The organism is Ruegeria sp. G10 (genome assembly GCF_056533645.1).
In genome coordinates this window covers 404317-426231 of record NZ_JBQFOQ010000001.1, presented here as the reverse complement: position 1 = coordinate 426231, position 21915 = coordinate 404317, and the positions used below count along the sequence as shown (strand labels likewise).

Annotated in this window: 20 protein-coding genes; 11 read left to right on the top strand and 9 right to left on the bottom strand. The window is 59.6% G+C overall.

Translation table 11 applies throughout. The annotated features are described in order from the left end of the window. Window positions 1–12 precede the first annotated feature (12 nt). The 11 genes from ACR0KM_RS02085 (at window position 13) to ACR0KM_RS02035 (ending at window position 11878) form a co-directional block, all read left to right on the top strand. Window positions 13–1116, top strand: coding sequence for an energy transducer TonB (locus ACR0KM_RS02085; protein ID WP_480856864.1), 1104 nt, complete (start codon window positions 13–15; stop codon window positions 1114–1116). Further along, complete coding sequence (gene tolB / locus ACR0KM_RS02080) at window positions 1113–2432, top strand: Tol-Pal system beta propeller repeat protein TolB (RefSeq protein ID WP_480856866.1); 1320 nt, start codon at window positions 1113–1115, stop codon at window positions 2430–2432. The genes ACR0KM_RS02085 and tolB overlap by 4 nt, the downstream gene beginning before the upstream one ends. A gap of 88 nt (window positions 2433–2520) precedes the next feature. Continuing rightward, a complete protein-coding gene (gene pal / locus ACR0KM_RS02075; RefSeq protein WP_480819356.1) occupies window positions 2521–3033 on the top strand; it encodes a peptidoglycan-associated lipoprotein Pal in 513 nt (170 codons plus the stop codon). A gap of 4 nt (window positions 3034–3037) precedes the next feature. Beyond that, complete coding sequence (gene ybgF / locus ACR0KM_RS02070) at window positions 3038–3862, top strand: tol-pal system protein YbgF (protein WP_480857615.1); 825 nt, start codon at window positions 3038–3040, stop codon at window positions 3860–3862. After that, window positions 3859–5112 (top strand): tRNA lysidine(34) synthetase TilS, encoded by a 1254-nt coding sequence (tilS, locus tag ACR0KM_RS02065; protein WP_480856868.1) that lies wholly within the window; start codon window positions 3859–3861, stop codon window positions 5110–5112. Before ybgF ends, tilS begins: the two co-directional genes overlap by 4 nt. 76 nt (window positions 5113–5188) lie before the next feature. Next, a complete protein-coding gene (gene ftsH / locus ACR0KM_RS02060) occupies window positions 5189–7105 on the top strand; it encodes an ATP-dependent zinc metalloprotease FtsH (protein WP_480819358.1) in 1917 nt (638 codons plus the stop codon). Window positions 7106–7194: 89 nt separating this feature from the next. After that, window positions 7195–7770 (top strand): MOSC domain-containing protein, encoded by a 576-nt coding sequence (locus ACR0KM_RS02055; RefSeq protein WP_480856870.1) that lies wholly within the window; start codon window positions 7195–7197, stop codon window positions 7768–7770. Window positions 7771–7926: 156 nt separating this feature from the next. After that, entirely contained in the window at window positions 7927–9603 is a 1677-nt protein-coding gene (locus ACR0KM_RS02050; protein ID WP_480819360.1) for a formate--tetrahydrofolate ligase, read from the top strand. A 58-nt stretch (window positions 9604–9661) separates the two neighbouring features. After that, window positions 9662–9967 carry a chorismate mutase gene (locus ACR0KM_RS02045; RefSeq protein ID WP_480819361.1) on the top strand — a complete coding sequence of 102 codons (306 nt, stop codon included), beginning with the start codon at window positions 9662–9664 and terminating at the stop codon, window positions 9965–9967. A 52-nt stretch (window positions 9968–10019) separates the two neighbouring features. Further along, entirely contained in the window at window positions 10020–10910 is an 891-nt protein-coding gene (gene folD / locus ACR0KM_RS02040; protein ID WP_480856872.1) for a bifunctional methylenetetrahydrofolate dehydrogenase/methenyltetrahydrofolate cyclohydrolase FolD, read from the top strand. Window positions 10911–11140: 230 nt separating this feature from the next. Next, window positions 11141–11878 carry a LytTR family DNA-binding domain-containing protein gene (locus ACR0KM_RS02035; protein WP_480856874.1) on the top strand — a complete coding sequence of 246 codons (738 nt, stop codon included), beginning with the start codon at window positions 11141–11143 and terminating at the stop codon, window positions 11876–11878. Between the two features lie 3 nt (window positions 11879–11881). Here the strand turns inward: ACR0KM_RS02035 and pdeM are convergent, their stop codons facing one another. From pdeM to ACR0KM_RS01990, 9 genes are all read right to left on the bottom strand, one after another. Further along, window positions 11882–12544: a ligase-associated DNA damage response endonuclease PdeM gene (gene pdeM / locus ACR0KM_RS02030; RefSeq protein ID WP_480856875.1), complete on the bottom strand. Its 663-nt coding sequence runs from the start codon at window positions 12542–12544 to the stop codon at window positions 11882–11884. A gap of 41 nt (window positions 12545–12585) precedes the next feature. Continuing rightward, a complete protein-coding gene (locus tag ACR0KM_RS02025; protein WP_480856878.1) occupies window positions 12586–14997 on the bottom strand; it encodes a ligase-associated DNA damage response DEXH box helicase in 2412 nt (803 codons plus the stop codon). 39 nt (window positions 14998–15036) lie between these two features. Then, a complete protein-coding gene (locus tag ACR0KM_RS02020; RefSeq protein WP_480819366.1) occupies window positions 15037–16344 on the bottom strand; it encodes an ATPase in 1308 nt (435 codons plus the stop codon). 116 nt (window positions 16345–16460) lie between these two features. Further along, window positions 16461–17006 carry a prepilin peptidase gene (locus tag ACR0KM_RS02015; protein ID WP_480819367.1) on the bottom strand — a complete coding sequence of 182 codons (546 nt, stop codon included), beginning with the start codon at window positions 17004–17006 and terminating at the stop codon, window positions 16461–16463. A gap of 3 nt (window positions 17007–17009) precedes the next feature. Continuing rightward, entirely contained in the window at window positions 17010–17861 is an 852-nt protein-coding gene (locus ACR0KM_RS02010) for a tetratricopeptide repeat protein (RefSeq protein ID WP_480819368.1), read from the bottom strand. A gap of 12 nt (window positions 17862–17873) precedes the next feature. Beyond that, window positions 17874–18416 carry a tetratricopeptide repeat protein gene (locus ACR0KM_RS02005; protein ID WP_480857617.1) on the bottom strand — a complete coding sequence of 181 codons (543 nt, stop codon included), beginning with the start codon at window positions 18414–18416 and terminating at the stop codon, window positions 17874–17876. Between the two features lie 73 nt (window positions 18417–18489). Beyond that, complete coding sequence (locus tag ACR0KM_RS02000; RefSeq protein ID WP_480856880.1) at window positions 18490–19467, bottom strand: type II secretion system F family protein; 978 nt, start codon at window positions 19465–19467, stop codon at window positions 18490–18492. A gap of 10 nt (window positions 19468–19477) precedes the next feature. Then, the gene (locus ACR0KM_RS01995; protein WP_480819370.1) at window positions 19478–20446 is read right to left on the bottom strand and encodes a type II secretion system F family protein; all 969 of its coding nucleotides are present in this window, start codon (window positions 20444–20446) and stop codon (window positions 19478–19480) included. A gap of 12 nt (window positions 20447–20458) precedes the next feature. Continuing rightward, window positions 20459–21898 (bottom strand): TadA family conjugal transfer-associated ATPase, encoded by a 1440-nt coding sequence (locus tag ACR0KM_RS01990; RefSeq protein WP_480856882.1) that lies wholly within the window; start codon window positions 21896–21898, stop codon window positions 20459–20461. Window positions 21899–21915 lie beyond the last annotated feature (17 nt).

Below are 21915 nucleotides of genomic sequence, written 5' to 3'. Positions count from 1 at the left end.
TGAGGTCGCGCGGTGGAGACCGGCACCAAGATTTCAGCAATTGCGCATGTCAGCCTGATTGGCTGGGCGATGTTCGGCGGCACCTTCCGGTCCGAGCCGTTGCCAATGACTGTGCAGGACGTCTCGGTGATTTCGTCTGAGCAGTTTGCCGCGCTGAGCGCGCAGCGCAATGCGCCTGAGGTGCCGACTGATCCCGAAGATTTGCAGCAGCCCGATACCCCGGATGAGATCAATGCGCCCGAGCCGGTCCCGGACACTCCGCCCGAGCCCGAGGCAGTGCCGCAGCCGGAACCAGAGCCCGAGCCGGAGATTCAGCCGGAAGCGGTTGAAATCGCGCCCGAGCCCGAATTGGTCGAAGAGCTGCCGACCCTCGACCAGCCTGAGCCAGAGGTTGCTGCGCTGCCCGTTCCTCCGGGGCCAGAGGCCGAGCCTCAGGCGGCGGACAAGGTCGCGCCTGAGGCCATCGCGCCCCCTCCGCCCGAGGCAAAGCCGGATGATGTCGAAACCCCTCCGGTCTCATTGGATGAGGGGGCTGAGGTGCAACAGGAACAACAGGATCAGACTGCCCCGGAAGAGGCGGCACCAGAGATCGTGACCGAGGCGGAAGAGGTTGATGATCCGGCCCCGCGCACCTCTCCGCGCCCGCGCGTTCGCCCGAACCGCCCGGCGCCGCAGCCCGAGCCCGAGGTGGCCGAGACATCCGAACCTGCCCCGACCGAACCCGCGCAGGATGAGCAGGCGATCAACGATGCGTTGGCCGAGGCATTGGGCACAGGGACGGAACCTTCGGGCCCGCCTCTGACAAGTGGTGAGAAAGACGCGATGCGCGTCGCCGTCTCGCGATGCTGGAATGTGGGCTCGCTGTCGACTGACGCGCTGCAGACCGTTGTCGTTGTCGGCTTCTCGCTGACACCGGATGGAAAGGTTGTTGGCGGTAGCGTGCGGATGCTGGACAGTTCCGGAGGCTCGGCTGCGTCAGCCAAACAGGCTTATGAGGCTGCGCGGCGTGCGATATTGCGCTGTGGGGCGAGAGGATACGACCTGCCTGCTGACAAATACAGCCAATGGCAGGATGTTGAGATTACATTCAATCCCGAGAGGATGCGGATCAAATGATGAAACTTCTGACCAGCCTCTTTGTTGGCCTCACTCTGATGACAGCTACGGCCTACGCCCAAAGCGGGCCGCTTCGACTGGAAATCGACGAAGGCATTATTGAACCGATGCCTTTCGCGGTGCCAGATTTCGTGCCCGACACCGCCGCGGCGGCGCAATTCGCGCAGGATATCTCGCGCGTGGTGGTGTCGGACCTGACGGGAACGGGCCTGTTCCGTGAGATTTCACAGGATGCCTTTATCAGCCGGGTCAGCAGCTTTGACACTCCGGTACAGTTTGCCGATTGGAAGGCAATCAACGCGCAGGCGCTTGTTACCGGGGCGGTGAATGTCTCGGGCAAACGGCTGACGGTGCGGTTCCGGGTGTGGGATGTATTCTCGGGGGCCGAATTGGGCAATGGGCTACAGTTCGCGGGCACCACGGATGGCTGGCGGCGTATGGCGCACAAGGTAGCCGATCAGGTCTATAGCCGGATCACCGGTGAGGGTGGTTATTTCGACAGCCGGGTGGCCTTTGTCTCGGAAAGTGGGCCCAAGGATCAGCGGGCCAAGCGGCTGGCGATCATGGATTATGACGGGGCGAACGTGCAGTACCTGACCGACAGCTCGGCCATTGTGCTGGCCCCGCGCTTTTCGCCCACGGGTGACCGGTTGCTGTATACCAGCTATGAAACCGGCCAGCCGCGGATTTACCTGCTGGATGTCGGGCGGGTGCAGCGGCAGGAGCTGCCGACGCAGGAGGGTACGATGAGCTTCTCTCCGCGCTTTTCGCCAGATGGGCGGTCAATCGTCTATTCGTTGTCTCAGGGCGGCAATACCGATCTGTGGAAGATGGATCTGGCTACACGACAAAGCGTTCGCCTGACGAATACACCCGCTATCGAAACTGCCCCAAGCTATTCGCCAGACGGAAGCCGGATCGTGTTTGAAAGTGACCGCTCAGGGACGCCGCAGCTTTACATCATGCCTGCAAACGGCGGTGAGGCGACGCGGATCAGCTTTGGTCAGGGCCGCTATGGCACCCCCGTGTGGTCGCCGCGCGGTGATCTGGTGGCGTTCACCAAACAGAACAAGGGCCGGTTCCATATCGGGGTCATGCGCCTCGACGGGAGCGAAGAACGTCTGCTGACTGCCTCCTTCCTTGACGAAGGGCCGACATGGTCGCCCAACGGTCGCGTCATCATGTTCACGCGGGAAACGCAAGGGGCCAGCGGACGCTCGACCCTGTATTCGGTGGATATTTCTGGGCGCAACCTGCGCCCGGTGCGCACGCCCGATGGCGGCAGCGATCCCTCCTGGGGGCCGTTGCAGAATTGAATTCCACGCGCAGTGGATGTCGTTCACAAAAAACATGCGATGTGGTAGAACCGCGTCAATAAACAAAACGAAACACGAGGCACTTGAGATGAACCTTCTGAGCAAATTCGCGGCTGTCGGGGCGCTGGCCCTGATTGCGGCATGTACCAACAATGATCCATCGGCGCTGGGCGGCGGCGCAGGCGGCGCAGGGGCCAACGGCGCTTTGGTCCCGGGATCGCCCAGTGATCCGCGCTCGCCCGCCTATTTCCAGCAGACGGTTGGGGATCGGGTACTGTTCGCGGTGGACCAATCAACGCTCAGCCCACAGGCGCAGACCGTGCTGCAGGGGCAGGCCGACTGGCTGCTGGCAAACCCGGATTTCGTCGCCACCATCGAAGGTCACGCGGACGAGCAGGGCACACGGGAATACAACCTCGCGCTGGGGGCGCGCCGGGCCAATGCGGCGCGGGAATACCTGATATCGCGCGGGGTGGCGGGCAATAGGCTGACCACCGTCAGCTTTGGCAAGGAACGCCCGATCGAAATTTGCAGCACCGAGGAATGCTATTCCAAAAACCGCCGCGCGGTGACGGTGCTGACCGGCTCAACCTTGGGGTAAGATGATGCGATTTGCAGGTTTGGTTCTGGCGGCGGTTGTGGCCGCCGCTGGTGTGGCTCAGGCGCAGGATCAGCAGACCTTGGCGGATATCCGGCAAGAGCTGACGGTGCTGCATGTGGAAATCCAGCGTCTCAAGCGCGAGTTTTCGACCACCGGCTCGCCCGCCCCGAACCTGTCCGGCAGCTCCGTGCTGGAGCGTGTCGATGCCATCGAAGCTGAGCTGCAGCGCCTTACGCGTCAGACCGAGCAGTTGAACCAGCGGGTACAGAACATCGTCGCTGACGGCACCAACCGCATCGGCGATCTTGAGTTCCGACTGGTCGAACTGGAAGGCGGCGATCTGAGCACGCTGGGTGAAACCTCGACGTTGGGTGGTGAAACATCCACCGAGGTTGCTGTTGCCCCGACGCCAACGCAGCCCGAGGCGGTAGAGCAGGGCGAATTGGCCGTTGGCGAGCAGGCGGATTTCGACGCCGCCTCGCAGGCGCTTGCGGATGGGGATTTCCAGACTGCCGCCAACCTTTTCTCGCAATTTGATCAGGCTTATCCCGGCAGTCCGCTGGCGGCGCAGGCAAACCTGCGGCGCGGTCAGGCCCTTGAAGGCACCGGTGACACGCGCGAGGCGGCGCGGGCGTTTCTGGCCAGCTTTACTGGCGATTCCGAAGGCCCCTTGGCCCCCGAGGCACTGTTCGAACTGGGCGCGGCACTAGGGCGTCTGGGGCAGACAGATCAGGCCTGCATCACGCTGGGCGAAGTGGGCGTGCGCTTTCCAAGCTCGGCCCCGGCAAGCTCGGCGACACAGGAAATGGCCGCGCTGGGCTGTTCTTGACCTCTGACGCCGATACGCTTCGGTCTGAGATTCGGGCGCGCCTGCCCGACCCGCTGCCGCGCCGTTTGGGTGTGGCGGTGTCCGGGGGCAGCGATTCGACCGCTCTGTTGAAGCTGCTCTGTGAAATTGCGCAGCAATCCCAAATCGACCTGTTTGCCGCAACCGTAGATCACGGACTGCGGCCCGAATCCGCGGCTGAGGCCCAATCGGTCGCGGCGCTGGCGCAAAGCTGGGGCATTCCGCACCAAACACTGACATGGCAGGGCTGGGACGGCTCCGGCAATCTGCAGGATCAGGCGCGGCGGGCGCGGTATCGGTTGCTGACGGAATGGGCCGGTGCGCAAGGCCTTGAGGCGATTGCGCTGGGCCACACAGCAGATGATCAGGCGGAAACGGTGCTGATGCGGCTGGCGCGATCCGCCGGGGTTTCGGGTCTGTCGGGAATGGCGGCTGAACGCGCCGAGGGCAGCATTACGCTGCTGCGTCCGATGCTGTCGACCACGCGGGCGCGTCTGCGCGACTATCTGACGGGGCAGGGGATTGGCTGGATCGAAGACCCCTCGAATCACGACCCCCGCTTTGACCGGATCAGGGTTCGGAAGGCTCTGAGCGGGTTGGATCAGGTCGGGATCACCGCCGATGGCCTGTCGCGCGTGGCTGAGAACCTTGCACAAGCGCGTGAGGCTTTGGCGCTCTACGCGCAGGAATCCGCCCGTCGCCATGTAGAAGTGCATCCGGGCGAGCTGTGTTTCGATCGTGCCGGGTTCGCAACGTTGCCTGAAGAAATCCGTCGCCGTCTTGTTGTCGCCGCAGTCACATGGCTGACGGGGCGGGAATACCCACCTCGGCAAACCGCTGTCGATCAGGCCGTGCAGGCCTTGCTGCACGGTCAGGCGACCACGCTGGCTGGCTGCCAACTGGTCCCAGATGGCAAAAAAACTTGGGTTTTCAGAGAGCTAAACGCCTTGCTGTCTCAAACTGCTTCCCCCGGCGCCGTATGGGATGGCCGCTGGGTTGTGGATGGGCCGGGCACGCCCGGCGCCGAAATTCGCGTGTTGGGCGAAGAGGGGATTTTGCAACTGGACGACTGGCGCGCTGTGGCGAAACCCCGCGCGGTGGTGATGGCGACCCCCGCCGTATGGGTCGAAGGGGCGGTTCTGGCGGCTCCGCTGGCCGGTTTTGCCAATGGATGGCGGGTTAAGGCAGCTTCTGAGTGGCCAGACTTCTATACCGTGATTTTATCGCATTGAACCTGCGACAATCCTCTCTATTTTAAGGAACAACGCCGGTGAACCTCATCCGCCGAAACCTTCTGGGAGATTTTCCTTGGGCAACGCTCGCAACATCGCCTTCTGGGTCGTTCTGTTTCTGCTGATCCTTGCACTGTTCAACCTTTTCAGCGGACCGGGTGGAACGCTTCAGGGCAATGAAAAAACCTATTCCGATTTCGTGACCGCCGTTCAGAATGGCGAGGTCAGCAAAGTCACGCTGGATGGCGAGCAGATTCGCTATGCCACGCAGAGCGGCGCGACCTACACGACGATCAAACCCGGCGATGCCGAGGTGACGAAACTGCTGATCGAAGAGAACATTCCTGTCGAGGCTGTGAAACAGCAGCAATCGGGCTTCCAGTCGTTCCTGATCACGCTGCTACCTTTCCTGCTGCTGATTGGTGTCTGGGTCTATTTCATGAACCGGATGCAGGGCGGTGGCAAAGGTGGTGCAATGGGCTTTGGAAAGTCCAAGGCCAAGATGCTGACCGAAAAGCATGGCCGCGTGACCTTTGACGACGTGGCCGGCATCGACGAGGCCAAGGAAGAGCTTGAAGAGATCGTCGAGTTCCTGCGCAACCCGCAGAAATTCTCGCGTCTGGGCGGTAAGATTCCCAAGGGCGCGCTGCTGGTTGGCCCTCCGGGTACCGGTAAAACTCTGCTGGCCCGCGCCATTGCCGGTGAGGCCGGTGTTCCGTTCTTTACCATCTCGGGCTCGGACTTTGTTGAGATGTTCGTCGGTGTGGGTGCGTCCCGCGTTCGCGACATGTTCGAACAAGCCAAGAAGAACGCTCCTTGTATCGTGTTCATCGACGAGATCGATGCCGTGGGTCGCCATCGTGGCGCTGGTTATGGCGGTGGTAACGACGAACGCGAACAGACCCTCAACCAGTTGCTGGTCGAGATGGACGGGTTTGAGGCCAACGAAGGCGTGATCATTCTGGCGGCCACCAACCGGAAGGATGTTCTGGACCCCGCGCTGCTGCGTCCGGGCCGGTTTGACCGGAACGTGACCGTCGGCAACCCTGACATCAAAGGTCGTGAGAAGATTCTGGGCGTTCACGCGCGCAAAACACCTCTGGGCCCCGATGTTGACCTGCGCATCATCGCGCGGGGTACGCCGGGCTTCTCGGGTGCCGATCTGGCGAACCTCGTGAATGAGGCAGCGCTGATGGCAGCCCGCGTAGGTCGCCGCTTTGTCACGATGGAAGATTTCGAGAACGCTAAAGACAAAGTGATGATGGGGGCCGAGCGCCGCTCGATGGTGCTGACGCAGGATCAGAAGGAAAAGACAGCCTATCACGAGGCTGGCCATGCCGTGGTCGGTCTGGCGCTGCCCGAATGTGATCCGGTCTACAAGGCGACGATCATCCCGCGCGGTGGTGCGCTGGGGATGGTTGTCTCTCTGCCGGAAATGGACCGTCTGAACTATCACCGCGATGAGTGCGAGCAGAAGCTGGCCATGACCATGGCGGGCAAAGCCGCTGAGGTCATCAAATACGGCGAGGACCATGTCTCGAACGGCCCTGCCGGTGACATTATGCAGGCCAGCCAGTTGGCACGCGCGATGGTGATGCGCTGGGGGATGTCGGACAAGGTCGGTAATATCGACTATGCCGAAGCGCATGAGGGGTACTCGGGCAACACCGCCGGGTTCTCTGTCTCGGCGCATACCAAAGAGCTGATCGAGGAAGAAGTGAAGCGCCTGATCCAGCAGGGATATGAGCGTGCGCACGAGATTTTGACCGAAAAGCACGAGGAATGGGAGCGTCTGGCCCAAGGTCTGCTTGAATATGAAACCCTGACCGGTGACGAGATCAAGCGCGTCATGAATGGCGAGCCGCCCAGTGAAAGCGATGATGAGGGTGACAAGCCGGACGAGGGCAATGCACCCAGCGTCACGGCGATCCCGAAGACCAAGCCCAAGAAGTCTCCGCCCGAGGGCGGGATGGAGCCGGAACCTTCGGCATAAACGAACAAAACCCGGGGTAAGCCCCGGGTTTTTTCTTTTCAATCCGCCTCGAATGACTTTTGGTGTGCAGGCAATCAGAGGGGGATAATATGCCGGTCCTGAAAGAAACTGACTATGTGGCTGAAATCGTTTGGCTGGGTCATGTACCTGCGGGTCAATCCCTGCGCGCACAACCCGTCGATGCGCTGACGCTTGGGTTCTCGGGCGACGCTGGGGCGCGGCATGAGGGTGAGACGCGGGCATCCTGCGTGCGGGTCAAGAACCTCTATCCTCAGGGCACTGAGATTCGCAATGTGCGGCAACTGTCGGTTCTTTCTGAAGAAGAAGTGCAGGGGATCGCGGCTGAGATGGGGATGGATCAGCTGGACCCTTCCCTGATGGGGGCCAGTATCGTGCTGCGCGGCATTCCGGATTTTACCCATGTGCCGCCGTCATCGCGCCTTCAGGCCGCAAGCGGTTTGACCATCGTGATCGACATGGAGAACCGCCCCTGCATCCTGCCGGGGCGCGAGGTCGAGGCCGAGGAGCCGGGCAAGGGCGCTGCGTTCAAGCCAGCCGCCAAGGATCGGCGCGGCGTGACGGCATGGGTCGAACGGCCGGGGGCGCTGTGTCTGGGCGACCGGATGAAGCTGTTCACCCCGGATCAGCGTGCCTGGGCCCCCTGAGGTTTCCGATTAGAAACGCCTGACTGACCTTACGACGCTTCGCGACGCCAGAATGTCGGAATCCAGAGCTACCGGAATTGTACACAACGGTATGAAACGCCCAGCGCCGGCGCCACTCGTCGGTTATGCACGGTATTCAATCAAGGACCCCGGCCAATGAGCTACAAATCCGACATCGAAATCGCTCGCGAGGCGAACAAGAAGCCGATTCAGGAAATCGGTGCAAAGATCGGCATCGAATCTGCGGATCTGCTGCCTTATGGCCACGACAAGGCGAAGGTCAGCCAGGACTTCATCAACTCGGTTCAGGACCGCGAAGACGGCAAGCTGATCCTTGTCACCGCGATCAACCCGACCCCTGCGGGTGAAGGCAAGACCACCACCACCGTAGGTCTGGGCGACGGCCTGAACCGGATCGGCAAAAACGCGATGATCTGTATCCGCGAAGCCTCGCTTGGCCCGAACTTCGGTATGAAGGGCGGTGCTGCAGGTGGCGGTTACGCACAGGTTGTTCCGATGGAGGAAATGAACCTGCACTTCACCGGCGACTTCCACGCCATCACCTCGGCCCACTCGCTGCTGTCGGCAATGATCGACAACCACATCTATTGGGGCAATGAGTGCGACATCGACATCCGCCGCGTTGCATGGCGTCGCGTGGTCGACATGAACGATCGCGCGCTGCGTCAGATCACTGCCAGCTTGGGCGGCGTGTCGAACGGTTTCCCGCGTGAAGCAGGTTTTGACATCACCGTGGCGTCCGAAGTTATGGCGATCCTCTGCCTGGCCAACGACCTGAAAGACCTGGAAAAGCGTCTGGGCGACATCATCGTTGCTTACCGTCGCGACAAGACCCCGGTTTACTGCCGCGACATCAAGGCAGAAGGCGCAATGACCGTTCTGCTGAAAGACGCGATGCAGCCGAACCTGGTGCAGACGCTGGAAAACAACCCGGCCTTCGTCCACGGCGGTCCGTTCGCGAACATCGCGCACGGCTGTAACTCGGTCATCGCGACCAAAACCGCGCTGAAAGTGGCTGACTATGTCGTGACCGAAGCAGGCTTTGGTGCCGATCTGGGTGCCGAGAAGTTCATGAACATCAAGTGCCGCAAGGCAGGTATCGCTCCGTCGGCTGTGGTGCTGGTTGCCACCGTGCGCGCGATGAAGATGAACGGCGGCGTGGCCAAGGCTGATCTGGGCGCGGAAAACGTCGAAGCGGTTCAGTCGGGCTGTGCCAACCTGGGACGTCACATCGAGAACGTGAAGTCCTTCGGCGTGCCGGTTGTCGTCGCCATCAACCACTTTGTCACCGACACCGACGCCGAAGTGCAGGCCGTAAAAGACTATTGCGGCGAGCACGGGGTCGAGGCGGTTCTGTCGCGTCACTGGGAACTGGGTTCGGAAGGCTCTGCGCCTTTGGCCGAGAAGGTCGTGGAAATCGTCGATGGTGGTTCTGCGAACTTCTCGCCGATCTATCCGGACGAGATGGCGCTGTTCGAGAAGATCGAAACCATCGCCAAGCGCATCTATCGCGCGGATGAGGTTCTGGCCGACAACAAGATCCGCAACCAACTGCGTGAGTGGGAAGAAGCGGGCTATGGCAACCTGCCGGTCTGCATGGCGAAAACCCAGTACTCGTTCTCGACCGATCCGACCCTGCGCGGCGCGCCCACCGGGCACTCGGTTCCGGTGCGTGAGGTCCGCCTGTCCGCAGGCGCTGGCTTCATCGTGGTTGTCTGCGGCGAGATCATGACCATGCCCGGTTTGCCGCGCAAACCTGCTGCGGAAACCATCTGCCTTAACGACGCAGGTGAGATCGAGGGCTTGTTCTAAGCCGCTGAATAAGACATCTCGTGGTCCGGGGATTGCCCCGGGCCATGAGGAGACCACGATGCCCACTCTGACACCGCCGCAAGACTGTCATTCGATGCAGGAACTGCGGGTTCAGATCGACAAGCTGGATCGCCAACTGATCGAGATGTTGGTGACGCGGGCGGGATATATCGACCGCGCATCTGAGCTGAAACCGGCCGAAGGACTGCCCGCGCGCATCCCCGACCGCGTCGAAGAGGTGGTGGGCAAGGTCTGCGCCAGCGCCGATGAGCTGGGCCTTGATCCCGCTCTGGCCGAGAGACTGTGGCGCATATTGATTGACTGGTCGATTGCGCGGGAAGAGCGCGTGATCGGAACCGACTGAATGGCTCGGGCGCAGTTTGCGCCCGATTGATTTTGAAAGAAGGGATCGAAGGATGGCAGCCCAAATCATCGACGGTAAGGCCTTTGCGGCCAAGGTCCGCGCGCAGGTGGCCGATCAGGTTGCGAAGCTGAAGGAAGAAATCGGAATCACCCCCGGTCTGGCGGTGGTTCTGGTGGGCGAAGACCCGGCCAGTCAGGTCTATGTCCGCTCGAAAGGTAAGCAGACCGTTGAGGTCGGCATGAACTCGTACGAGCACAAGCTGGATGTCGACACGTCCGAAGAAGATCTGCTGGCGCTGATCGACAAGCTGAACAATGATCCGGCTGTGCATGGCATTCTGGTGCAATTGCCGCTGCCCAAGCATCTGAACGAAGATCTGGTGATCAACTCGATCGATCCTGCCAAGGACGTGGACGGGTTCCACATCTCGAACGTGGGTCTGTTGGGTACAGGCCAGAAGTCAATGGTGCCCTGCACGCCGCTGGGCTGTCTGATGATGCTGCGTGACCATCACGGCTCGCTGTCGGGTATGGACGCGGTTGTGATTGGACGGTCGAACATCGTGGGTAAGCCCATGGCGCAGCTGCTGCTGGGCGATAGCTGCACCGTGACCATCGCGCATTCGCGCACCAAGGACCTGCCCGAGGTTGTCCGCCGTGCCGATATCGTTGTGGCCGCGGTTGGTCGCCCCGAGATGGTGCCGGGCGACTGGATCAAGGAAGGCGCGACTGTCATCGACGTGGGCATCAACCGGATCGAGCGGGACGGCAAGAACAAACTGGTCGGTGACGTTGACTTTGCCAGCGCATGCGAGCGTGCCGGTGCCATCACTCCGGTCCCCGGTGGTGTCGGTCCGATGACCATCGCTTGCTTGCTTGCGAATACCCTGACCGCCTGCTGCCGGGCCAATGGTCTGCCAGAGCCGGAAGGTCTGACAGCCTAGTACCGATTCTCAGAGGGATTCTTTGACCTCGCCTGACATCAGTTTTGGGCCGAAAAGCACCAGCGCTTTTCGGCCCAAACTATTTGAGCGTATTGAAACATTAATTCGGACATTACCTCCGTTGACCTAACGTTAGTAGGTGATAAACCTTCTGTTCCAGCCAGTTAGAGGGATAAGATCGCCTTCATCCAAGCGAATGCAGGAATGCGTTGGGAGGCGTGCGGATTTGTATGAGTTTTAGACTGGAAACGATATTGGCGCATCTAAGCCTGCAGCGTATTCTTGCGGGGCTCGTTTTCATACCTCTGATGGCTTATTCTTTCGCCCCGTTTCGGGACCTTACGCTGTCCTTCCCCCAGCGCCTCGTATACTGGTCGGGGGTCATGTTATTGGCTTTGGCCGCGACATGGGCAGCGGGCAAGCTGGTGCGCCAGAAGCTGCTGCACTCGGATCTGCTGGTCCGGGACCTGGCGTTTGCGCTGTTGATCCTCATGTTGTTCGCGCCCTCGCTATGGTTGCTGACATGGGTTCAGTTCACGCTGAATGGTTTGATGGCTCCGGGTCTTTTGATGGTGGCCCCGTATGGCGTGTTGTTTGCCACAGGTCTTCTGCTGGTCCGGCAGCGGGATCGGGTGGATGTGCCAGAAAGCGAACCGAAACCGCGGCTATATGCGCGGCTGCCCGAATCCTTTCAGGGTCAGATTTATCGGCTGACCGTACGGGATCACATGGTTGATGTGGTGACATCTGAGGGAGTGTTCACCATTAGGTCGCGCTTTACCGATGCGATCGCGGATATGGATACGATAGCAGGCCATTGTACCCATCGGTCGCACTGGATCGTGGATGCCGCCATCGTCGGCAGCGAGAAGCAGGGGGGTAAGACTTTTCTGCGCCTGTGCAATGGCGACCTCATTCCGATCAGTCGTAAATACAAACCAATGCTTGAACGGGACGGGCTGCTTTAGCTGTCATCGGGGCATAGGAATCATCCGGGGGGTCGCGCCCGTAAGGATTGCCATGGCGTTCGGTGCCATGAGATGCGAAAGCGCTTTGTTTGAGCTTCGCAAGCCGCCGGTATAGGTGCCGTAGGCGGGCAGAATCACGCGCCTCTCATCCACCAGAAAGGCGGGTCGTGAGACCTGACGACCCTTGGCGGACAGGCCCACCTTGGGATGGTAGTGCCCCGAAATCTCGTTTTGTCCATCAGGTGCTGCAATATGGCGAAAGGTCAGACCACGACAGCGCCATTCCGCGCGATGTGCCCCGCCCAGCTCGACCGGGCCGGGGTCGTGATTGCCCTCGATCCAGACCCAGCGTCGCCCGGCCTGTAGCGTGGCGATATGCAAACGGTCCTGCTCGGACAGGGCTTGCGAGGCATGAAGGTCGTCAAAGCTGTCGCCCAGACAGATTACGGTCATGGCATTGGTTCGGCTCAGATCGTCCGCCAGACGAGTCAATGTCTCGCGCGTGTCATAGGGGGGCAGGGCAGGGCCGCCCCGGCGGGCCATCCGCTCAGATTTGCCCAGATGCAGGTCCGAAACACACAGCAGACGCTGGTCGGGCCACCATAAAGCCCCTGATCCTAGGGCGGAAAAACTATGGTCTTTGAAGCTGAAGGTCAGAGCGTTCATGATCCGTTCGTTACTTGTTTCGACCCGCCGCGCAAGAAGAATCACTCAGGCGCAAGGCCCGCAGCGCTCATCAGGCGCGCACTTTCTTCGGCAAGCAGGCGTTCTTCGGCTTCGCCTTTGACGGGGACTTTTCCAGCCTCCAGAAACAACGGGGCGGCGAGCGGGGAGACCCTCTTGAGCCGCAGCAGATCAACGCGATCCCCGATCCGGGCGATCATTGCCTCGATGCGCCCAAAATCGACGAGACCACGCATCGCCTCTTCGCGTGTGATTTGCATCAGAAGGTGGTCGGGGTCGTATTTCAACAGCGTGTCATAGAGGATATCCGACGAAAACGTCGCCTGCCGCCCGCTTTTGCGGTGCCCACCCGTATTACGCTCGATCAGGCCCGCGATGGTGGCCGAGGCACGAAAGGTCCGTTTCATCACCGCATTGCCCGCCAGCCATGTTTCCAGCCCGTCGCGCAGCGCATCCAGCCGGAACAGCGGGCGCGGGTCGGTCACCGCATCCAGTCCCCAGATCAGCGTGGCATAGTCCGTGGCGACAAAACCCAGCGGGGCCAGCCCGGTTTCCTCCATCCGTTTGGTCAGCAACAGCCCCAGCGTCTGCTGGGCGTTCCGCCCGGCGAATCCGTAGACACACAGATGTTCGCGGCCCTGATCGGGAAAGCTCTCGATCAGCAGGCGGTCGCGTTGAGGCAGCCGCGATACGTCGCGCTGCAGTGCCAGCCACTCAGCCGTATGTGCGGGCAATTGCGGCCAGTCTGGCTGGGCGAACATGCGCAGGATTCGGTCACTCAGCTGTGTCGAGGTGGCAAATTTTGTGCCCATGAAGGTGGCGATCTTGGGCTTTTTGTCGGCCCGGCGGCTAACCTCGACAACCATCTCGCGCAGGCCCTCATAGCGCACGATCTGGCCGCCGATCAGGAAGGTGTCGCCGGGGGTCAGCGAGGCGGCAAAGCCCTCTTCGACCTCGCCCAGAGGCTTGCCGCCGCGATTGCGTTTCAGGCGGACCTTCAGGGTGTCGGTGTCCTGAATCGTGCCCAGATTCATACGAATACGCTGCGCCGCGCGCGGGTCCCGCAACTGCCAGCGTCCGTCGGGTCGTTGTTGCAAACGCTGCCAGCGATCATAGGCGCGCAAGGCATAACCACCGGTGGCGCTGAACTCGAGACAAGCATCAAACGCGGCGCGGCTCAGGTCTGCGTAGGGCCCCGCCGCCGTCATCTCAGCATAAAGCGCATTGGCGTCAAACGGCCCAGCCGCCGCCGCGATCAGGATATGCTGGCACAGCACGTCCCGGGGGCCAGACCCGCGCGGTTCACCGTCCAGATCATGCTCTTGCACCGCTTGCAGCGCGGCCACGCATTCGACCACCTCAAATCGGTTGGCGGGCACCAGTAGAGCCTTGGACGGCGCGTTATAGCGATGGTTCGCCCGCCCGATCCGCTGCACCAGCCGTTTGACATTCTTCGGCGCCCCGATCTGGATGACCAGATCCACGTCGCCCCAGTCGATCCCCAGATCGAGGCTGCCTGTGCAAACAATCGCCCGTAAATCACCGCGCACCATCGCGGCCTCGACCCGTTCGCGCTGTTGCCGGTCCAGACTGCCGTGATGGATACCGATGGGTAGGCCGTCATCATTCGCAAGCCAGAGGTTATGAAAGAATATTTCGGCCTGTGCGCGGGTGTTGTGAAAGATCAGCGTGGTCTTGTGCTGCCTGATCTGCTGCAGCACCGCCGGGATCGCATAGGCCGCGCCGCCGCCGGACCATGGGGGCATCTCGTCGGTTTGCAGCATGGCGATATCGGGATCCGGTCCGGGATCGGCCTGAATGATGCGGCAGGGGTCGGGGTGGCGCGCCAGAAAGCGTGCAATGCCTTCGGGGTCTTCCACGGTGGCCGACAGGCCAACCCGGCGCAGACCGGGGCAGAGCGTTTGCAGCCGCGCCAACGCCAGCATCAACTGATCACCGCGCTTGCTTTCGGCCAGCGCGTGTATCTCGTCAACAATGATGCGCTGTATCCCGCGAAACATCCGTGGCGCATCCTCGTATGAGGTCAGCAGGGCAAGGCTTTCTGGCGTGGTCAGCAGGATATGCGGTGGGTCAGCGCGCTGGCGTTTCTTTTGCGTGGCCGAAGTGTCGCCGGTGCGGTCTTCGATGCGGATGGGCAGGCCGATTTCGTCTACGGGCGTGCGCAGGTTGCGGCGGATATCGGCCGCCAATGCCTTGAGCGGTGAGACATAGATCGTGTGCAGCCCGCCATGCGCCCCGTCGGCCAGTTCGGACAAGGACGGCAGAAACCCGGCCATCGTCTTGCCTCCACCCGTTGGTGCGATCAGCAGAGTCGCCGGGTCCTGCGCCCGGTCGAACATCTGTTGCTGATGGGGATGGATCGACCAGCCTTTGGTGGCAAACCAATCGCTAATCCGGGCGGGAATCTGCGTCATGGGTGCAGATTACCCGCCAAGGATCAGAAGGATAGGGGGTCAGTGGATGATCTTTTCTTCCCTGACGAACATATTTGCCCAGGCTCGATCAATCAGATCGGGGCTCATCTGATAGGGGATGCCCTCGAACTCGCAAATCGCGATCATTTGGTCGATCAGGAAGATCGGCTGATAGTTCGCGTAGATATTGTTGATGGTCGGATACTTGACCTTCAACAGATGGACCAGAGCGGCCTCGTCCAGCGGGATGCCGCGTTTGCGTGCCACCATGGCAAAGATTTTCAGGAAGTTTTCCTGGTTCGGGCCGTCGATCTTGATCTTGAAGAAGATCCGGCGCAGGGCCGCCTGGTCGAAGATTTCATTCGGGTGGAAGTTGGTCGAGAAGATGACCAGCGTGTCGAAGGGAACTTCGAACTTCTCACCCGATTGGAGGCCAAGGATGTCCTTGCTTTCCTCCAGCGGAACGATCCAGCGGTTGATCAGGGCCTGAGGGGGCTCGGCCTGACGTCCAAGGTCGTCCACAATGAAGATGCCGCCGGTGGATTTCAGCTGCAGCGGCGCCTGATAGGTCCGTGCGGTGGGGTTGTAGACCAGATCCAACATGCTGAGCGACAGTTCACCGCCCGTTACAACAGTGGGGCGTTCGCATTGCACGTAGCGCGTGTCGAACCGTTTGCGGCGGCGCAGGCTGTTGGGGTCGTCGGCCTCTTGCTCGATCGCGGTGTGCACGATCGGATCGTAAACCGTGATGACCTGGCCGGCGTATTCGATCGCCCAGGGAACATAAACACTGTCACCCAGCGCGTCCCGGATACCGTTCGAGATCGAGGATTTACCGTTGCCCGGTGGGCCATACATCAGGATGGAGCGGCCAGCGCTGACGGCGGGGCCCAGATGGTCCAGCAGACTGTCGGGCAGAACCAAATGGCCCATTGCCCCTGTCAGCTGGTCGCGTGTGACCTGAATGTTGCGGATCGACTGGCGTTTGACCTGCTCGCGGTAGACGTCCAGCGGGACCGGCATCGCGCCGAAGTACTCGGACTGGCTCAGCGCATCCAGCGCGCGCGCCTTGCCCGCATCCGTGAGTTGATAGCCCATCTCGTTGCCCGAGTTGGCATTCAGGGTCCCTGTGGCCTCAAGCAGTTTCTGTTCGCGCGCGATATCAATCAGTTCCTGCGTGACCGAGCCGGGCAAACAGACCGCAGCTGCGACCTCGGTCACTGTGTCGACGTTCTTGCGAAAGATCGTTTTCAGCAGGATGTCCCGCATCATCACCAGCGGAAGCTGCATTTCAGCCAACCCTTTGGGGGCAGGGGGGGCCATAACCGAGGTCGTCTGCATATTCATGAGCGGGACTCGTTCGTCAACTATCACATCAGAAGCCCGTAAACGGGCCGTTTGAGGAAAATTTGACGCCGCTTTGTGGCAGGACCAAGGCGCGCAAAAGGCGCACTGATGATTGTTTACGATCCTTGAATTGTCCCAAGGATCAGATAGATGGCAAGACTACCTGCAAGCGGCAATCCCATCGGAAACTGCTTGCCACGATCCCAGCTTTCCCAGTGCGGCGCAACCTGACGCAGGCGGGTGTGCTTGGCCAGCCGGTGGGCCACAAAAGCGCCAAGGGTGGTGGCTGCGAGAATCACCATTCCCAACATCAGGTCTCCGGTCCAGACGAACGGTGCTGCGGCGGCGCAGAATTTGGCGTCGCCCGCGCCCATCACACCGGCGGCGTTCAAAACGATGCCGAGCAACAAAACCACGAAGATATGAAGCAATTGCCAGCCGTAAACAGGCAACGCTACCGATAGTGGACCCAAACGCCCCGCAACCCATTCGCCGGACCAGGGCGGCAGAGCTATCAAGCCCACGACGACAAAAACCAGGGTCAGTGCAAGGACAGCGTGATTTTTGATGCGCATTTCGCGCATATCCGTGAAGGCAACGTAGAAGCAGATTGGCAGGACGAAGGGCAGGAACCACGTCGCCGCTGCCGCAGGGATCACCATAGATCAGGCATCCTCAAGCGCACGCAGCGACCGGACAGCCTCGTCGAAGTGCTGCGGATGAGTCGAGATCGCTTCGCGGTACAGGTTCTTTGCAAGGTTGATGTCACCTTGCTTGACCGCCGAGATCGCCATCGTGTTCAGAAGACGTGCACGCTCGATCTGTGTCATTGGAACAACCGGTACGCTGTAGTTGCCCTGCGCGCTGCGGGCCAGCACCAGATTGTTCTTCGCGGTGAACAGCGATTGGTCGTTTCGGATGGCTTCAGTGAACAACCGTTCGGCTTCGGAATACTGGCCACGTGTCAGCTTGGAATAGCCCCAGTTGTTCATGACGCCCGCGGGACGTGTGGTCAGGCCGACCGCGGTCTCATAAAAGTGATCCGCGCTTTTCCAGTCTTTGCGGGAATCGGCGACCAAGGCCTCAAGCCGATAACGCTTGAACGTTTCATACGTCGGAGGGATGCTGTCGAGCGTCGCCTTCGCGCCGTCCCAATTGCCACTGCGCACCTGCGCATCCGCATATTCAACGCGATCCGAATTGTTTGCGCCTTTCATGCCCAGAACGCGTTTCCAGGCTGCGGCCGCTTCGGTGTTGCGCTTGGCGCGTGTCAGGCTGATTGCCAATCCGCGATGCAGGTCGATCCGGTCAGGATTTTTGGTGGCTGCACCGTGGAAATAGGTGACAGCTTCGTTCGGGTCGGCCGCATTCAGCATCACGTCATTCAGGTTGGTCTCGTCAATGACGTTAACCTCCTGAAATGTCCGTTCGACCTTTTCTTCTTGGGTTTCTTTTGCGCAGGCGGTCAACACCAGCCCGCACGCAAGCATCGTCGGAATCAAGAAGGGGTGGCGCATTTTTGCGTCCTTTTACTGCTCTGCCTCTGTTGCCGGTATTCTGCGCAGAACGAATTCCCCGTTGCCACGCTGCTCCAGCTCAAATTCTTGTTCTTGTGCGGTATTATTAACAGGATTTTCCATTTTTGCGAGTGCTAACCGCAAATTGTCTCGAATTGCGTCACTTTCGCCATTGTCCAAAGCGAAGGCCCTGCGAAACACCTGAGCGGCCTCGGCATATTCGTTGGTCTCCATCAAAAAGACCCCCAGATTGTTCCAGGCGACGGGCCAGTCCGGATCATCCTCTACGGCGCGACGCAGCAGAGGCTCTGCCTGACCAATCCGGCGCAGACCCAGATTGGCGGTGCCAAGTGAGGTCAGGACCTCAGGGGTCATTCCCTGCTGCAGGGCAGCTCGCGTGAAGGAATCAAGGGCCAGTTCATACTCACCGGCAGCCATCAACCGGTTGCCTGCCGCGATTTCATCAACCGCCGGCCCATCAGGGTCTATCCCGGGCGCGAAAGGGCCGTTGGCCGAAGGTCCTTCGGTGCAAGAAGCCACCATGGTCAAGACCATGGTGGCAAGCAGTACTTTTCTAAGACTGAGGCTGCAGAGCCTGAGCACTTCGATAAGTGTCAAACTCGATCTGCTAGTTTCCAAGCTCCGATATGCCTTTTGCCGATGGACCAACCAAGATAACCAATAGCGGAGGAACTGTAAGCGTCATAGTCGCCAGCGTCATTTTCGTTGGCAGTTTGTTAGCGGCTTCCTCAGCGCGCATCACGCGCTTGTCTCGCATTTCATCGGCATAGACACGAAGCGCGTCGGCAATTGGTGTACCAAAAGACGCAGATTGGATCATAACCGTGACGAAGGCGCTGACGTCTTGTACCCCACACCGCGTTGCGAAATCGCGCAGGACCGTATCTTTCTCTTTACCTGCCTTCATTTCGTACGCCACAACTTCAAATTCTTCGGATATTTCGGGGTACGACGCCTTCATTTCTGCGGCGACCCTTACAATCGCCTGATCCAGCGATTGTCCGGCTTCCACGCAAACCAACATCAGATCCAGTGTGTCGGGGAAACCTGCGGTGATGGCTTCCTGACGCTCTGCAACGCGCCGTGTGATCCAGTACTTCGGGAAGAAGTAACCGATCGCGCCGGGAACAAGCACGCGAATGGCCATATCCTGTGCAGTCAGCTCCTGTCCGTCGGTAAAGAGGGTCACGAACAAAACACCCAAAATAATACCAAAGATACCAAGCGCAAACTGTGCAAAATGATAAAACCGAACAGAGTCTTTGGATTGATAACCGGCCTGCCGAAGCTTGAGTTCTACTGCGCTGTATTCTTCTTTGTTCTGCGGCTCCAGAAAGTTCGCGAACTTCTCAAGCTGTTCGTTCCGACCCGCAGTTCTGAGGCGTTCTTTCTTGTCGTTTTTCTTTGTTTTCTTCGGAGCTGCCGTCGAGCGTTGCAGCTTCTTCAATGGGTCTTCGGGCTGGTTCAGCATCAGCGGTATTGTGACCAGGATCATGAACAGCCCCAGAACACCAATGATGATCAATGGCCCGAATTCACCGAGATGTTCGGTGATCATATCATTGATTGAATAAAGGAATTCCATAACCTGCCCCTCAGACCTTGATGTTGGTGAGAACGCGCATGACGATCAGGTTAAGCGTCAGCATGATGCCGACAAAAAAGCATGCGGGGATGAAGTAAGGGTGGTCGATGACGTTGTCATAGTACCCTGGATCTTTGACCATGATGAAACCCAAGCAAAACAGCGGGAAGCCGGACAGGAATTTACCTGACCATTGTGCTTCTGCAGTGATCGCTTTCACGCGGCGAAACAGACGGAACCGTGCCCGGATGACCTTCGCCAGACCGGCAAGGATTTCAGCCAGGTTGCCACCGGATTGTTGTTGGATCGAGACAGCAACGGCGAGGAATCGCAGATCTTGCATATCCAGCCGCTCAGCGAGGTCCTTAAGCGCTTCGCCTACATCCCGACCGTAGGCGCATTCGTCCGAAATCACACCAAATTCGGTTGCCAGCGGGTCCTCGACCTCGTTCGCCACGATTTGGACCGAAGAAACGAAGGGGTTACCAACGCGAAGGGATCTCACCATCAATTCGACGGCGTCAGGCAGCTGCTCTTCAATCAGAGACATGCGCTTTTTCGCTTTGTTGCTTACCCAGGCATATACAGCACCTACCCCGATCGCGATGGAAATGGCGATGCGAAGTGCTGTTTCTGTAGCGGTTGCGATACTCAGGCCAAAGAATGCGACCACTGAAACCAGCACCATAATCATGATCAACTGCGCAGGCGAGAAGGCAATTGCAGCTTTTTGCGCCTTGTCTGCCAGCAGAGAATACAGCGGTATCGTCTGTGATTTCATGTGCTGCTGCATTTCCTTGCGCAGCTGTTCCAGGACCTGCTCGCGCCCGATCCCTTTGTCAATCATGTCCAAACGACGATTGACGCGGCTGTTCAGGCTGATCGATTTGCCAAAAGCAACCAAGTAGATACCTTCGACCAGGGCCAGAACCCCAACGAATATGCCAACATATATGAGAGCCTCAACAGGCAGTTGCATTTCCCCGGTCTCCTACATCGTGGTTGGGTCGTAGATCGAAGCGGGCAGGTCAAAGCCCCACAGGCGGAAGCGCTCGGAATAGTGGCTGCGCACGCCAGTGGCCGTGAAGTGACCGATGATCTTGTTGTCTGGCGTCAGGCCAACACGTTGAAATCGAAATATTTCCTGCATCGAGATCACGTCACCTTCCATCCCCGTAATTTCGGTGATCGACGTCATCCGGCGTGAACCGTCCTGCAGACGGCTGGCCTGCACGATCAGGTTTACAGCGGAGGCGATCTGACTACGAACCGCCTTGATTGGCATCTCAATCCCAGCCATCGCGATCATGTTTTCCAGACGCGATATCCCGTCGCGGGCAGAGTTGGCGTGGATCGTGGTCATCGAGCCATCGTGTCCGGTGTTCATGGCCTGCAGCATGTCGATCACTTCGGCGCCACGCGTCTCGCCCACGATGATGCGGTCTGGACGCATCCGCAGGGCGTTTTTCAGACAGTCACGCGGGCTGACTTCACCTTTGCCTTCCACGTTGGGGGGGCGGCTCTCCATTCGTCCGACATGAGTCTGCTGCAGTTGCAGTTCCGCCGTATCCTCGATGGTCAGGATGCGTTCGGCATCGTCGATGAAGCTGGACAAAGCGTTCAGCGTGGTGGTTTTACCCGAACCGGTACCGCCTGAGACGATGATATTCAGGCGCGTCGAGACGGCGGCCTGCAAATAGGCGGCCATTTCTTCGGTGAACGCACCGAAATTGACCAGATCATCAATACCCAGCTTGTCTTTTTTGAACTTACGAATGGAAACCAGCGAGCCATCAACGGCAATTGGCGGCACCATTGCGTTGAAACGCGACCCATCGGCCAGACGGGCGTCAACGTAAGGGTTTGATTCATCGACACGGCGACCCACGGCGGAGACGATCTTGTCGATGATCCGCATCAGGTGCTTTTCATCCTTGAACGTGATGTCGCTGATTTCCAGCTTGCCGTGACGTTCGACGAAAATCTGTTGCGGTCCGTTCACGAGAATATCGTTGACGGAGTCGTCCTGAAGCAGTGTCTCGAGCGGTCCGAGACCAGTGACCTCGTCGTAAAGCTCTTTGTTGAGCTGACTGCGATCTTCCCGGTTCAGAACGATATTTCGTGCTTCAAGCACTTCACTTGCGATTGCGCTGATTTCGGTGCGCAGCTCGGCCTCGCTGGCCTTTTCAAGCGCCGCGAGATTGAGGTTTTCAAGCAGTTCGCGGTGCAATTCCAGTTTGATTTCGCCCAACCGCTCTTTGCGCTTGCGATCTTTGTCGTTGCCCACAACCTCGGCGGCTTTTTTCTTAAGCGGTTTGCGTGCCACAGCGGTCGCCGAAGATGCGGCGGCGGGTTCGGTTGTCGGCGCCGGGGCGGGCGTTTTGGCTTGAACCGGCTGCGCCGGAGGCTGTTTCTTGTATCTTGAGAACACGGGCAGCTCTCCTTCGT